The sequence below is a fragment of the Variovorax sp. Varisp41 genome (genome assembly GCF_047325085.1).
GTDB lineage: Bacteria > Pseudomonadota > Gammaproteobacteria > Burkholderiales > Burkholderiaceae_C > Variovorax.
In genome coordinates, this window is record NZ_CP168540.1 from 3,152,441 (window position 1) to 3,165,187 (window position 12,747).

General features: G+C 69.8%; 12 protein-coding genes. All 12 read left to right on the forward strand.

Translation table 11 applies throughout. The annotated features are described in order from the left end of the window. Nucleotides 1-88: 88 nt before the first annotated feature. Nucleotides 89-487, forward strand: a complete 399-nt coding sequence (locus tag ACEN9J_RS14635) for a hypothetical protein (RefSeq protein ID WP_057593804.1) — start codon at nt 89-91, stop codon at nt 485-487. Nucleotides 488-528: 41 nt separating this feature from the next. Next, a complete protein-coding gene (locus ACEN9J_RS14640) occupies nt 529-1,047 on the forward strand; it encodes a hypothetical protein (RefSeq protein WP_261217906.1) in 519 nt (172 codons plus the stop codon). A gap of 212 nt (nt 1,048-1,259) precedes the next feature. Further along, nucleotides 1,260-1,526 carry a hypothetical protein gene (locus ACEN9J_RS14645; protein WP_057593807.1) on the forward strand — a complete coding sequence of 89 codons (267 nt, stop codon included), beginning with the start codon at nt 1,260-1,262 and terminating at the stop codon, nt 1,524-1,526. Between the two features lie 472 nt (nt 1,527-1,998). Then, a complete protein-coding gene (locus ACEN9J_RS14650; RefSeq protein WP_093355354.1) occupies nt 1,999-3,081 on the forward strand; it encodes a tartrate dehydrogenase in 1,083 nt (360 codons plus the stop codon). A gap of 223 nt (nt 3,082-3,304) precedes the next feature. Beyond that, nucleotides 3,305-4,255 (forward strand): ABC transporter permease, encoded by a 951-nt coding sequence (locus tag ACEN9J_RS14655; protein WP_057596054.1) that lies wholly within the window; start codon nt 3,305-3,307, stop codon nt 4,253-4,255. Then, the gene (locus tag ACEN9J_RS14660) at nt 4,252-5,139 is read left to right on the forward strand and encodes an ABC transporter permease (RefSeq protein ID WP_413764433.1); all 888 of its coding nucleotides are present in this window, start codon (nt 4,252-4,254) and stop codon (nt 5,137-5,139) included. The genes ACEN9J_RS14655 and ACEN9J_RS14660 overlap by 4 nt, the downstream gene beginning before the upstream one ends. A gap of 250 nt (nt 5,140-5,389) precedes the next feature. Further along, nucleotides 5,390-6,373 carry an ABC transporter ATP-binding protein gene (locus tag ACEN9J_RS14665; RefSeq protein WP_413764434.1) on the forward strand — a complete coding sequence of 328 codons (984 nt, stop codon included), beginning with the start codon at nt 5,390-5,392 and terminating at the stop codon, nt 6,371-6,373. After that, nucleotides 6,370-7,182: an ATP-binding cassette domain-containing protein gene (locus ACEN9J_RS14670; protein WP_413764435.1), complete on the forward strand. Its 813-nt coding sequence runs from the start codon at nt 6,370-6,372 to the stop codon at nt 7,180-7,182. The genes ACEN9J_RS14665 and ACEN9J_RS14670 overlap by 4 nt, the downstream gene beginning before the upstream one ends. Nucleotides 7,183-7,218: 36 nt before the next feature. After that, complete coding sequence (locus ACEN9J_RS14675) at nt 7,219-8,712, forward strand: ABC transporter substrate-binding protein (protein ID WP_413764436.1); 1,494 nt, start codon at nt 7,219-7,221, stop codon at nt 8,710-8,712. Nucleotides 8,713-8,716: 4 nt separating this feature from the next. Continuing rightward, nucleotides 8,717-10,123, forward strand: coding sequence for an amidase (locus ACEN9J_RS14680; protein ID WP_413764437.1), 1,407 nt, complete (start codon nt 8,717-8,719; stop codon nt 10,121-10,123). Between the two features lie 97 nt (nt 10,124-10,220). After that, complete coding sequence (locus ACEN9J_RS14685; protein WP_413764438.1) at nt 10,221-11,669, forward strand: aldehyde dehydrogenase family protein; 1,449 nt, start codon at nt 10,221-10,223, stop codon at nt 11,667-11,669. An 18-nt stretch (nt 11,670-11,687) separates the two neighbouring features. Continuing rightward, on the forward strand, nt 11,688-12,593 hold the full coding sequence (locus ACEN9J_RS14690) for an NAD(P)-dependent oxidoreductase (protein ID WP_057594608.1): 906 nt from the start codon (nt 11,688-11,690) through the stop codon (nt 12,591-12,593). Nucleotides 12,594-12,747: the final 154 nt, after the last annotated feature.

Consider the following 12,747-nt stretch of genomic DNA (forward strand, 5'->3'; position numbering starts at 1 on the left):
CTGCCTCGCTCTCGAGGGAGTCGCGTCCTTTCCAGGAGGCCCGATGACCCCAACGATTCACGCGGGAACGATCCCGTCCCGCCGGCCGATGCGGCCGCTGCGCTCCCTTCGCATCCTCGCGCTCGCCGCCGGGCTGGTCGCGCTCGGCGCCCATGCCCAGGCGCCCGGTTCCGACGCCCGCATGCAGAAGGAGCGCGCCACCTGCGACGGCGTGCAGCAGGACCGCGCGGCCTGCCTGCGCGAAGCCGGCGCGGCACGGCAGGAGGCCGGCCGCAACGGCCTGACGAGCGCCAGTCCCGGCGGCTACGACGCCAACGCGCTCGCGCGCTGCCGCGAGCAGCCGGTGGCCGATCGCGCCGACTGCGAAGCGCGCATCCGCGGCAGCGCGGGCGCCGGCCGCACCACCACCGAAGGCAGCGTGATGGGCGGCGGCGTGATCCGCGAAACCGTGACGCCCCTGCCCGCGCAGCCGGCACCGGCGCGCTGAACCCTTCACCCGTTCCATCGGCTCATTTCGAGGAGCACACCATGACCCACCGTCTTCTTTTCACCCGCGGCGCCATCGCCGCCCTCGTGGCGCTCGGCGCCCTGGCCAGCGCGGGCACCGCCAGCGCGCAATCGCGCCGTGGCGACGCCACCTACGAACGCGAGCTGGCCGTCTGCGGCCACAACCAGCAGGACCGCGCGGCCTGCATCCGCGAAGCCGGCGCGGCACGCCAGGAAGCGGCGCGCGGCGGCCTCACGAGCGCGCCCGACTACCGCCGCAACGCGCTGCAACGCTGCGCACTGCAGCCGCCGGGCGATCGCGCCGACTGCGAGGCCCGCGTGCTCGGTGGCGAGGGCAACACCCGTGCCGCGGTCGACGGCAGCGTGATGGGCGGCGGCGTGATCCGCGAGTCGGTCACCACGGTCGTGATGCCGGCGCCCGCGCCCTACCCGGTGGCACCGCCCGCGCCGATGATGCGCGCGCCCGAGCCCGTGATGGTGCCGCCGGCCGCCTATCCGGCCGCGCCGATGCCCTACCCGGCACCGCAGCCGATCCGCTGATCGCCATCGGCATCCGCCACGAGGCGCCCTTCGGGGCGCCTTTTTCATGCGAAAAACTGCCTCGACGCCCCGAAATCCGGGTGTTTTCCCTCTTGGCGAGGTCTTGCAGGACTGCAAATCGATGCCCCGCAATGTCACAGAATTGTCATAAAAGCCCTGGGGGCTGCTAGCTATAGTTCTCGGCTCCTGCCTTACCGAGAAACTTTCCACCCATGAATGCCATCAAGGTCGCTCGCCGATTCATCGAAACGGACCCGGCCAACGAATCGGCCAAGATCCTCGCCCAGCTCGTGCTGGCCCTCGAATCCGAACGCAGCTTCGAACTCGTCACGCTCTACAGCCTCGACTACAAGAGCTTCCAGCTGGCGATGGACATCCTCAAGGAGTGGCGCCTCGACCGCTACTACGCCAGCAAGTCCAAGCTGTTCGATCTGTCGCTGCAGGTCAGCGAGCTCGACACCAAGAGCAGCAGCAACTGAGATCCGACGGTCCCGCGCCTTTTTCGTTTTCCTCGCTCCCGCTCCCCGCCTCTCCCCTTCCCCCGATTCCCCTCGCGTTCGACGCGACCGCTGCACCGTCGCAGCCGGCCGATCCGCTTCCCTTCCGCTTCCCGAACCCGCGCCACGCGACGCGCCTGCCTTTGCGCGGGCGCGCGGCGGGAGCGCGGGCGGCCGCGGCGCTGGCACGCGCGCGTGTCGTGCCCATGTCCAGCGGTCGCCGATTCGGCCTCCAGCCTTCCAAATATTCGAAGACCGATCGCTGAAACGAGCCCGATCTTTCAGCAGCCTCCCTGGAAAGACCGGCCTCGGCCCCTTCCAATATTGGCAAGCCGGCGTACGTGCCATTCCCGATCCCGCCCCGCCGATCCAGTCCTAGACTCCGACGCGGCAGGCGCGCGCCCCGCATGACGGGCGCCCCGCGCCCTCCCTCATCAACCGGGTACTGGATCAAATGCAAGCAAAACACAGGATCGCCGTCATTCCCGGCGACGGCATCGGCGTCGAGGTGATGCCCGAGGGCCTTCGCGTGCTGGATGCCGTGGGCCGCCGCTTCGGCATCGATTTCTCGTTCGACCATTTCGACTGGGGTTCGGACCACTACGTGCGCACCGGCCTGATGATGCCGGCCGACTGGGACGACAAGATCCAGGGCCACGACGCGATCTACTTCGGCGCGGTGGGCGCGCCCGACAAGGTGCCCGACCACATCGCGGTGTGGGGCCTGTTGATCAAGATCCGCCGCGAGTTCGACCAGTACGTGAACCTGCGCCCGGTGCGCCTGATGCCCGGCGTGCCCGGCCCGCTGGCGCACCGCCAGCCCGGCGACATCGACTTCCTGGTGGTGCGCGAGAACACCGAGGGCGAATACACCTCGGTCGGCGGTCGCCTGTTCGAGGGCACGCCGCGCGAGATGGCGATCCAGGAAGCGGTGTTCACGCGCACCGGCGTGGACCGGATCATCGACTACGCGTTCCAGCTGGCGAGCCGCCGCAAGCGCAAGAACCTGGTGGCCGCGACCAAGTCCAACGGGATCTCGATCACGATGCCCTACTGGGACGAGCGCCTGGCCGAGATCGCGAAGCGCTACCCCGACGTGGCGACGAGCAAGTACCACATCGACATCCTGTGCGCGCACTTCGTGCAGCACCCCGACTGGTTCGACGTGGTGGTGGCCTCCAACCTGTTCGGCGACATCCTGTCGGACCTGGGCCCGGCCTGCACCGGCACCATCGGCATCGCGCCCTCGGGCAACCTCAACCCCGAGCGCAAGTTCCCCTCGCTGTTCGAACCCGTGCACGGCTCGGCCCCCGACATCGCGGGCAAGGGCATCGCCAACCCCATCGGCCAGATCTGGTCGGCCGCGCTGATGCTCGACCACCTCGGCGGCGACAACCCGGTCTACGCCGAAGCCTCGGCCGCCGTGCTCTCGGCCATCGAGACCGTGCTCAGCGAAGGCCCGCGCACCCGCGACATGGGTGGCACCGCCAACACCGTCGACGTGGGGCGTGCGATCGCCGAGTGCATCTCGGCATGAGTTCGAGCTTCCGCTTTCCGATTCATCGCACCCTGCAAGAGGAGGTGCGTGGGTCGGGCCAGGCGCGTGCCGACGGCCGGCACCACCGCAGCGCCTCCGTGCACAGGGCAGTGGGTGCTTCCCGCAGCGAAATAAAGGAGGAGCCGAAGGCGGGGGACATTCGCGGAGGGGAGTACCCGCTGTCCTGTGCACGCGCCCCGAACAGAAACAAACACGCAAAGCGATGAGCCTCTTCTTAATCAAGCGCCTTGCCACGCTGATCGGCACGCTGATCGGCGCCTCCATCATCGTCTTCCTCGTCCTGGAGATCCTGCCCGGCAATGCCGCGCAGATGCTCATGGGCCCGGACGCCGCCCCCGAAGCCGTCGCCGCCCTGGCCACCAAGCTCGGCCTCGACCAACCCGCCTGGACCCGCTACTGGCACTGGATCGCCGGACTTCTCACCGGCGACCTCGGCGACTCCTACGCCTACAGCTCCCCCGTGCTCGACCTCATCCTCGAGCGCCTCGCACTCACCGTCCCCCTGGCCCTGCTGGCCATGGCCTTCACCACCGTGCTCGCCCTGCTCGTGGGCGTCACCGCCGCCGCGCGCCACAACAAGCTCGGCGACGTCGGCCTCATGGGCCTCACCCAGGTCGGCATCGCCATCCCCAACTTCTGGTTCGCCATCCTGCTGATCCTCGTCTTCTCCGTGCAGCTGCAGTGGTTCTCCGCCGGCGGCTTCGACGGCTGGGGCGAGGGTGTCTTCGCCGGCCTCAAGTCCCTGCTGCTGCCCGCCCTGTCCCTGGCCGTCGTGCAAGCCGCCATCCTCGCGCGCATCACCCGCTCGGCCGTGCTCGAGGTCATGCGCGAGGACTTCGTGCGCACCGCGCGCGCCAAGGGCGTCACCCAGCGCGCCGTGCTCTGGACCCACGTCCTGCGCAACGCCCTGATCCCCGTCATCACCGTCATGGGCATGCAGTTCTCCGAGCTGCTCGCCGGCACCATCGTGGTGGAGAACGTGTTCTACCTGCCGGGCCTGGGCCGCCTGATCTTCCAGGCCATCAGCAACCGCGACCTCATCGTCGTGCGCAACTGCGTCATGCTGCTCGCGGCCATGGTCGTCATCGTCAACTTCGTGGTCGACGTGCTCTATGCCGTCATCGACCCGCGCATCAAGGCGAGCGACATATGAGCGCCACTCCCGCTTCCCTGGCCGTGCCTTCGGCCGCCGCCCTCAAGCTGCCCGGCTTCTGGCAGCGCGCGCGCCACCACCGCAGCTTCGTCATCGGCGGCGTGCTCGCCGCCTTGCTGCTGCTCGCGGCCCTGGTCTCCTACCTCTGGACGCCCTACTCGCCCTACGCCATGGACATGGCCAACAAGATGCAGGCGCCCTCGGCCAGCCACTGGCTGGGCACCGACGCCTTCGGGCGCGACGTGGCCTCGCTGCTGCTGGTGGGCGCCCGTGCCTCCATCCTGGTGGGCGTCATCGCCGTGGGCATCGGCCTGGTGGTGGGCACCGCCCTGGGCCTGCTGGCCGCCGCGCGCCGGGGCTGGGTCGAGGAAGCCATCATGCGTTTCTCCGACTTCTCGCTGGCCTTCCCCGCCATCCTCTCGGCCATCATGATGACGGCCGTCTTCGGCGCGGGCATCGTCAACGCCATCATCGCCATCGGCATCTACAACATCCCCACCTTCGCGCGCATCACACGCGCCTCGGCCAACGCCATCTGGTCGCGCGAGTACGTGGCCGCCGCTCGTGCCTGCGGCAAGGGGAGCTTCGCCATCACCATGCAGCACGTGCTGCCCAACATCTCGGCGGTGCTGATCGTGCAGATCACCATCCGCTTCGCCATCGCGATCCTGGCCGAGGCCGCCCTGTCCTACCTCGGCCTGGGCACGCAGCCACCCCAGCCCTCCTGGGGCCGCATGCTCAGCGAGGCGCAGACCCTGATGTTCCAGCAGCCCCTCTTGGCCGTCTTCCCGGGCATGGCCATCGCGCTGGCGGTGCTGGGCCTGAACCTCTTGGGCGACGGCCTGCGCGACCTGCTCGATCCGCGCCTGGCGCGGGCTCGGTGAAGGGGGTGGGTGATGACTGAATTCGGACAGCCGGACGCAGAGGACGCGAAGGTTACGCGAAGGACGCGAAAGGAATACCAAATGAAGTGGGCTGTTGCCGGGCGAACGCCGCGCCACCTTCGCTCACGCCTTCTCGCCACGGGGCAGGGCTTGCGCACGCGCGCACCCCACCCCTTTCAGGCTGTTCTTTCGCGTCCTTCGCGAATCCTTCGCGTCCTCTGCGTCCGGCTGCCCGCTCCCGCCTTCTGACATGCCCCTCCTCGAAGTCGACAACCTCCACATCGGCCTGCAGACCCAGCGCGGCCCCGCCCAGGCCGTGCGCGGCGTCTCCTTCTCGCTCGAGCGCGGCCAGACCCTCGGCATCGTGGGCGAGTCGGGCTGCGGCAAGTCCATCACGGTCATGTCCCTCATGGGCCTCTTGCCCACCACCGCCAAGGTCACCGGCAGCATCCGCCTGGACGGCCAGGAGCTCATCGGGCAGCCCGAGTCGGCCCTGTGCCGGATCCGCGGCAACCGCATCGGCATGATCTTCCAGGAGCCGATGACGGCCCTGAACCCGGTCCACACCATCGCGCGCCAGGTCGGCGAGCCGCTGCGGCTGCACCGCGGGCTGACAGCGAAGCAGGCTCGCGCCGAGGCGCTGAACCTGCTGCAGCGCGTGGGCATTCCCGACGCGGCCTCGCGCCTGGATGCCTATCCGCACCAGTTCTCGGGCGGCCAGCGCCAGCGCATCGGCATCGCCATGGCGCTGGCCTGCGGGCCCGACCTCTTGATCGCCGACGAACCCACCACGGCCCTGGACGTGACGATCCAGAAGCAGGTGCTCGACCTGATCCAGAACCTGGTGGCCGAGATGGGCATGGCGCTGATCCTGATCTCGCACGACCTGGGCGTGATCGCCAACAGCGTGCAGCGCATGCTCGTGATGTATGGCGGCAGCGTGGTGGAGAGCGGGCCGACGCGCGCGCTCTTCGCGAACCGGGCCCATCCTTACACCAAGGGGCTGTTCGCGGCGCGGCCGGTGATCGGGGCGCCCAAAGGCCAGCGGCTGGCGACGATTCGCGGCAGCGTGCCCGAGCTGGTGGACCTGCCCGCGGGCTGTCCGTTCGCGGGGCGCTGCAGCTACACGGTCGATGCCTGCCAGTCGACGCGGCCACCGGCGGTGATGCTGCCAGATGACCATGCGGTGCGCTGCATCCGACTCGACGAGATCGAAGCGGAGGCCGTGGCATGAGCACGACCACCACCAACACACCGCTGCTGCAAGTCACCGACCTCGTGCGCCACTACGCGCTGCCGCGCGAGAAGCTGCTGGGCCCGCCGCCCACCGTCAAGGCCCTCAATGGCGTGAGCTTCGAGGTGCAGGCCGGGCGCAGCGTGGGGATCGTCGGGGAATCGGGTTCGGGCAAGTCGACCATCGCGCGGCTCGTGATGGCGCTGGACAAGCCCACCTCGGGCAGCGTGAAGCTCGAAGGGCGCGAGTTGCATGCCCTCTCAAGAGACGAACTTCGCACGGCCCGGCGCGACTTCCAGATGGTCTTCCAGGACCCCTACGGCTCCCTCGACCCGCGCCAGACGGTCGCGCGCATCGTGGCCGAGCCGCTCGAAGCGCTGGCCCAGGTCTCGAGGAAGGAGCAGCGCGAGCGCGCCGCCGAGTCCCTCGCCGCCGTGGGCCTGCGCCCCACCGACCTCGACAAGTACCCGCACGAGTTCTCTGGCGGCCAGCGCCAGCGCATCGCGATCGCACGCGCCCTGATCACCCGCCCCAAGCTCATCGTCGCCGACGAGCCCGTGAGCGCCCTGGACGTCTCCGTGCAGGCCCAGGTGCTCAATCTCATGCAGGACCTGCAGCAGCAGTTCGGCATCAGCTACCTGCTCATCAGCCATGACCTCGCCGTCGTCAACCACCTGTGCGACGAAGTCTGCGTGGTCTTCAAGGGGCAGATCGTCGAGCGCGGCACGCCGCAGGAGCTCTTCGCCAACGCGCAGCACCCCTACACGCGCACGCTGCTCGGCGCCGTGCTGCAGGCACCGGCCCACTGAATTTTTTCTGTTGTCTTTTCCAGGAGCTATCGAAGTATGTTGAAGCGTCGCACCCTCATGACGTCCGCCATGGCCGCGGCCATCCCGGGCGTCTTCCTGCCGCAGGCGCGCGCGCAGGCCGGCAAGAACACGCTGACCATCGGCATGCCGCTCGAACCGCCGGGCCTGGACCCGACCACGGGCGCGGCCTCGGCCATCGCCGAGATCACGCAGTACAACATCTTCGAGACGCTGACCAAGGTCAATGCCGACGGCTCGGTGACGCCGATGCTCGCCGAGAGCTGGACCTCCTCGCCCGACATGAAGACCTTCGTCTTCAAGCTCAAGCGCGGCGTCAAGTTCCAGAACGGCGAGCCCTTCAACGCGGCGGTGGTGAAGTTCTCCTTCGACCGCGCGGGCAACGCCAAGAGCACCAACAAGGACAAGCGCTTCTTCAGCGAGATCGGCACCGTGGTGCTCGACGAGCACACGGTGGGCGTGAACAGCACGCTGCCCAATCCCGACCTGCCCTTCATGCTGGGCCAGTCCACCGCCTGCCTGGTCGAGCCCAAGAGCGCCGACACCAATGCCACGCAGCCCGTGGGCACCGGCCCCTACAAGCTCGGCGGCTGGCAGCGCGGCGCCTCGTGCACGCTGGTCAAGTCCACCACCTACCGCGATCCGGCTCAAGCCAAGATCGAGCGCTTCGTGTTCCGCTTCATGTCGGACACCGCGGCCCAGACCGCCGCGCTGCTGTCGGGCGACATCGACATCTTCCCGCGCGCGGGCACGCGCTCGGTGAGCCAGTTCAAGGGCAACAACCGCTTCCAGGTGATCGAAGTCGGCACGCGCGGCAAGGTGATCCTCACCATCAACAACCGCAAGAAGCCGCTCGACGACGTGCGCGTGCGCCGCGCGATCCTGGCGGCGATCGACCGCAACGCGATCGTGCAGGGCGCGGCCGACGGCTTCGGCAAGCCCATCGGCAGCCACTACGCGCTGGGCGCGCCGGGCTTCGTCGACACCACCGCGATGAATCCCTTCGACGTCGAGAAGGCGAAGAAGCTCCTGGCCGAGGCCGGCGTGAAGACGCCGCTCGAGCTGCGCCTGCAGTTGCCGCCGCCGTCGTACGCGCGCCAGGGCGGCGAGGTGATCGCCGCGCAGCTCGCGCAGATCGGCATCAACGTGAAGATCCAGAACGTGGAATGGGCCCAGTGGCTCAACAGCACCTTCGGCGGCGCGCACGACTTCGACCTCACGATGGTCGCGCACGTCGAGCCCTTCGACCTCGTGAAGTACACCGAGCCCGACTACTACTGGGGCTACGACTCGAAGAAGTTCCGCGACCTGTTCGCCGCGATCCAGAACGAGGAGAACAAGAAGCGCCGCGCCGACCTGCTGGGCGACGCGCAGAAGATGCTCGCGACCGACGCGGTCAACGGCTTCCTCTACCAGGCCGTGTTCCCGACCATCGCGCGCAAGGAAGTCAAGGGCCTGTGGCCCAGCATGCCGATCGTGGTGAACGACCTCGCGGCCATCTCGTGGAGCTGATGCGATGACGACGACGAAGAACCTGTACGACCTCGGCGCGGCCGAGCTAGTCGCCGCCTACGCGCGCCGCGAACTCTCGCCGGTCGAGGTGGCGCGCTCGGTCAATGCGCGCATCGAGGCGCTCGAGCCCAGGCTCTGCGCCACCTGGCTGTTCCGCCCCGAGCTCGCGCTCGAGCAGGCGCGCGCCTCCGAGGCGCGCTGGCTCGCCGGCACGCAGCGCGGCGCGCTCGACGGCGTGCCCGTCACCATCAAGGACAACCTCGCGACCGCGGGCGACCCGATGCCGCTGGGCACCGCGGCCTATCCGCTGGTGCCGATGGCGCAGGACTCGCCGCCCGCCGCGCGCCTCAAGGAGGACGGCACGGTGCTGGTGGCCAAGACCACCATGCCCGACGTGGGCATGCTGTCCTCGGGCCTGTCGACCTTCCACCATCTGTCGCGCAATCCCTGGGACCTGTCGCGCACGCCCGGCGGCTCGAGCGCCGGCGCCGGCTCGGCGGCCGCGGCCGGCTACGGCCCGCTGCACGTGGGCACCGATATCGGCGGCTCGCTGCGCCTGCCCGCGAGCTGGTGCGGCATCTACTCGCTCAAGCCCAGCTTCGGCCGCATTCCGCTGAGCACGCCCTACATGGGCCGCTGCGCCGGCCCGATGACGCGCACCGTGGAGGACTCGGCGCTGATGATGGCCTCGATGGCCCAGCCCGACGCGCGCGACTACTCCGAGCTGCCGCCCGGCGCGATCGACTGGGCCGCCTTCGCGGTCGAGCCCGATTTCATCAAGGGCAAGCGCGTGGGCCTGTTGATGGACGCGGGCTGCGGCCTGCCGCTCGATCCGCAGATCGCCGAGGCGGTGCGCCGCGCCGCGAAGCGCATCGAGGACGCAGGCGCGCACGTCGAGCCGATGCAGCCCTTCATGACGCCGAAGATGCTGCAGGGCATGGACCACTTCTGGCGCATGCGCTCGCTGAGCGACCTGCGCACGATGAGCGCCGAGCAGCGCGCGAAGATGCTGCCCTACATCCTGACCTGGGCCGAGAGCGCGGCCGAGTTCTCGGGCGAGCACATCTACGAGGCCTACAGCCAGTTCATCGCCACGCGCGCCGCGGCGGTGGCGGCCACGGTCGGCTTCGACTTCGTGCTCTCGCCGGTGTCGCCCAACATGCCCGCGCCCGCGGAGCATGCTTCGCCCACCAACGACCCGCTGCGCTCGCTCGAGCACATCGGCTTCACCGTGCCCTACAACATGTCGGAACAGCCGGCGGCCTCGATCAACTGCGGCTACTCCGCCGAGGGCCTGCCGATCGGCCTGCAGATCATCGGCCGGCGCTTCGACGACCTCGGCGTGCTGCAGTTCAGCCGCGCCTTCGAGCAGATCCGCGAGCCGCAGAAGCCCTGGCCCGAACTCGGCTGAAGCGCTTGTCCGACACTTGGCGGCGCGCGAGCCTCTCGCGCACCGCCCCCGTTTTTCCGCGCCGCCCCGCCGGCGCCGCCCGCAAGGAGACACCCCCATGAACCCCACCCACTTCATCGACGGCCGGCGCGTGCCCTCGGAAGGCAACGCCACCATCGACGTGATCGACCCCAGCGACGGCGAGCGCTTCGGCCAGCTCGCGCGCGGCACCGCGGGCGACATCGATGCCGCCGTGAAGGCCGCGCGCCGCGCGGTCGGCGAGAACTTCGACGGCCCCTGGGGCGCACTGAGCGCGCTCGAGCGCGGCCGGCTGATGGCCAAGCTCGGCGCGGCCGTCATCGCCCACCACGAGGAACTGGCCCAGCTCGAGGCGCGCGACACCGGCAAGGCGCTGCGCGTGGCGCGCAACGACGCCACCGCGCTCGCGCGCTACATGGAGTACTACGCCGGCGCCTGCGACAAGCTGCACGGCGACACCCTGCCCTACGAGCGCGGCTACACCGTGCTCACCGTGCGCGTGCCGCACGGCGTGACCGGCCACATCATTCCCTGGAACTACCCGATGCAGATCGCGGGCCGCAGCGTGGGCGCCGCGCTGGCCGCGGGCAACGCCTGCGTGGTCAAGCCGGCCGAGGACGCGAGCCTCTCGCTGCTGCGCCTGGCCGAGCTGGCGGCCGAGGTCGGCTTTCCGGCCGGCACGCTCAACGTGGTCACGGGCTACGGCAAGGAAGCCGGCGCGGCGCTGTGCGCGCACCCGGGCATCGACCACATCTCCTTCACCGGCTCCACCGTCACCGGCCGCAGCGTGGGCCTGGCGGCCGCCGAGCGCCACTGCCCCGTGACGCTGGAGCTGGGCGGCAAGTCGCCGCAGATCGTGTTCGCCGATGCCGACCTCGACGCGGCCGAGCCGGTGCTGGTCAACGCCATCATCCAGAACGCCGGCCAGACCTGCTCGGCGGGCAGCCGGGTGCTGGTCGAGCAGTCGATCTACGAAGAGGTGGTGCAGCGGCTCTCGAAGCGCTTCTCGGCCGTGCGCGCCGGGCCGCCGGCCGACGACCTCGACATGGGCCCGCTGATCAACGAGAAGCAGTTCCGCCAGGTGCGCGACATGGTCGCCACCGCCGAGGCCCAGGGCCTGAAGGTGGCCGCGCGCGGCAGCGTGGCGCCCAGTGCATCGGCCCAGGGCTTCTACCAGGAGGCCGTGCTGTTCCGCGACGTGCCCGGCGACAGCGACATCGCGCAGCGCGAGATCTTCGGCCCGGTGCTGGCGCTCACGCCCTTCGCCGACGAGGCCGAGGCCGTGCGCCTGGCCAACGGCACCGACTTCGGCCTGGTGGCCGGCATCTGGACGCGCGACGGCGCGCGCCAGCTGCGCATGGCGCACAAGATGCACTGCGGCCAGGTCTTCATCAACAATTACGGCGCGGCCGGCGGCGTGGAACTGCCCTTCGGCGGCGTGAAGTCCTCGGGCTTCGGCCGCGAGAAGGGCTTCGAGGCCCTGCTCGGCTTCACCACCCTCAAGACCATCGCGATCAAGCACGGATAAGCAAGGCGGAAACGAACCATGGCATTGAACGAACAAGAGAAGGCGGCCGCTCCCAAGCGCCGCGTGGGCCTGGTGGGCGTGGGCCTGATGGGCAGCGGCATCGCGCAGAACATCGTGGGCCACGGCCATGCGCTCACGGTGCTCGAGCACCCGGGCAACCAGCCGATCGACGCCCTGCTCGCGGCCGGCGCGACCTCCACGCCCGACGTGGCGAAGCTCGCGGCCGAGGTCGACGTGCTGATCCTCTGCGTGACCGGCACGCCGCAGGTCGAGGCCGTGATGCTCGGCGAGAAGGGCGCGCTCTCCGCGCTGCGCCCCGGCACCGTGGTGGTCGACTGCTCGACCGCGGTGCCCGAATCCACCTCGCGCGTGGCGCGCGCCGTCGAGACCAGGGGCGGCCATTTCCTCGACGCCCCGATGACCCGCACCGCCAAGGAAGCGGCCGAGGGCCGGCTCAACCTGCTGGTGGGCGGCGACGCCGAGGTGCTGGCCTCCTGCCTGCCGCTCTTGCGCGCCTTCGCCGAGAACGTCACGCACGTGGGCGGCATCGGCGCCGGCCATGCGATGAAGCTGCTGCACAACTTCGTCTCGCTGGGCACCGTGGCGCTGCTGTGCGAGGCGGCGGCCTGCGCCGAGCGCGCGGGCGTCAAGCCCGATGTCTTCGTCGACGTGCTGGCCAAGGGCGGCGGCAACGGTGTCGCGCTCGAGCGCGTCAAGCCCAAGCTCCTGACCGGCAGCACCGATTCGCTCAAGTTCTCGATGGCCAACGCCAAGAAGGACCTGGGCTACTACAACGACATGGCCGAGCAGTCCGCGGCCGCGCACGGCATCGCGCAGGCGGTCGACGCGCTGCTCACGCGCGGCGTCGACACCTTCGGCGGCGACCGCATGGTGCTGGACCTGGTCGAGGCGCTCAAGCGCTGAGCACCCGCGCGGGAACGCCCTCGCGCGGGCGTTTCCTGCGCAGATCCGCGCGACGCCCGCGTGACCGCCGGGCCCCGCGCAACCCCATACCCGTTTTTCGAAGTCGCTGAAGCGACAAGGCAAGTTCGGGCAAACCTCAGTCGACGCGGCCACA

Coding starts and splice junctions, on each gene's coding strand:
- ACEN9J_RS14635 (WP_057593804.1), top strand. CDS start 89: ATGCGGCCGCTGCGCTCCCTTCGCATCCTCGCGCTCGCCGCCGGGCTG.
- ACEN9J_RS14640 (WP_261217906.1), top strand. CDS start 529: ATGACCCACCGTCTTCTTTTCACCCGCGGCGCCATCGCCGCCCTCGTG.
- ACEN9J_RS14645 (WP_057593807.1), top strand. CDS start 1,260: ATGAATGCCATCAAGGTCGCTCGCCGATTCATCGAAACGGACCCGGCC.
- ACEN9J_RS14650 (WP_093355354.1), top strand. CDS start 1,999: ATGCAAGCAAAACACAGGATCGCCGTCATTCCCGGCGACGGCATCGGC.
- ACEN9J_RS14655 (WP_057596054.1), top strand. CDS start 3,305: ATGAGCCTCTTCTTAATCAAGCGCCTTGCCACGCTGATCGGCACGCTG.
- ACEN9J_RS14660 (WP_413764433.1), top strand. CDS start 4,252: ATGAGCGCCACTCCCGCTTCCCTGGCCGTGCCTTCGGCCGCCGCCCTC.
- ACEN9J_RS14665 (WP_413764434.1), top strand. CDS start 5,390: ATGCCCCTCCTCGAAGTCGACAACCTCCACATCGGCCTGCAGACCCAG.
- ACEN9J_RS14670 (WP_413764435.1), top strand. CDS start 6,370: ATGAGCACGACCACCACCAACACACCGCTGCTGCAAGTCACCGACCTC.
- ACEN9J_RS14675 (WP_413764436.1), top strand. CDS start 7,219: ATGTTGAAGCGTCGCACCCTCATGACGTCCGCCATGGCCGCGGCCATC.
- ACEN9J_RS14680 (WP_413764437.1), top strand. CDS start 8,717: ATGACGACGACGAAGAACCTGTACGACCTCGGCGCGGCCGAGCTAGTC.
- ACEN9J_RS14685 (WP_413764438.1), top strand. CDS start 10,221: ATGAACCCCACCCACTTCATCGACGGCCGGCGCGTGCCCTCGGAAGGC.
- ACEN9J_RS14690 (WP_057594608.1), top strand. CDS start 11,688: ATGGCATTGAACGAACAAGAGAAGGCGGCCGCTCCCAAGCGCCGCGTG.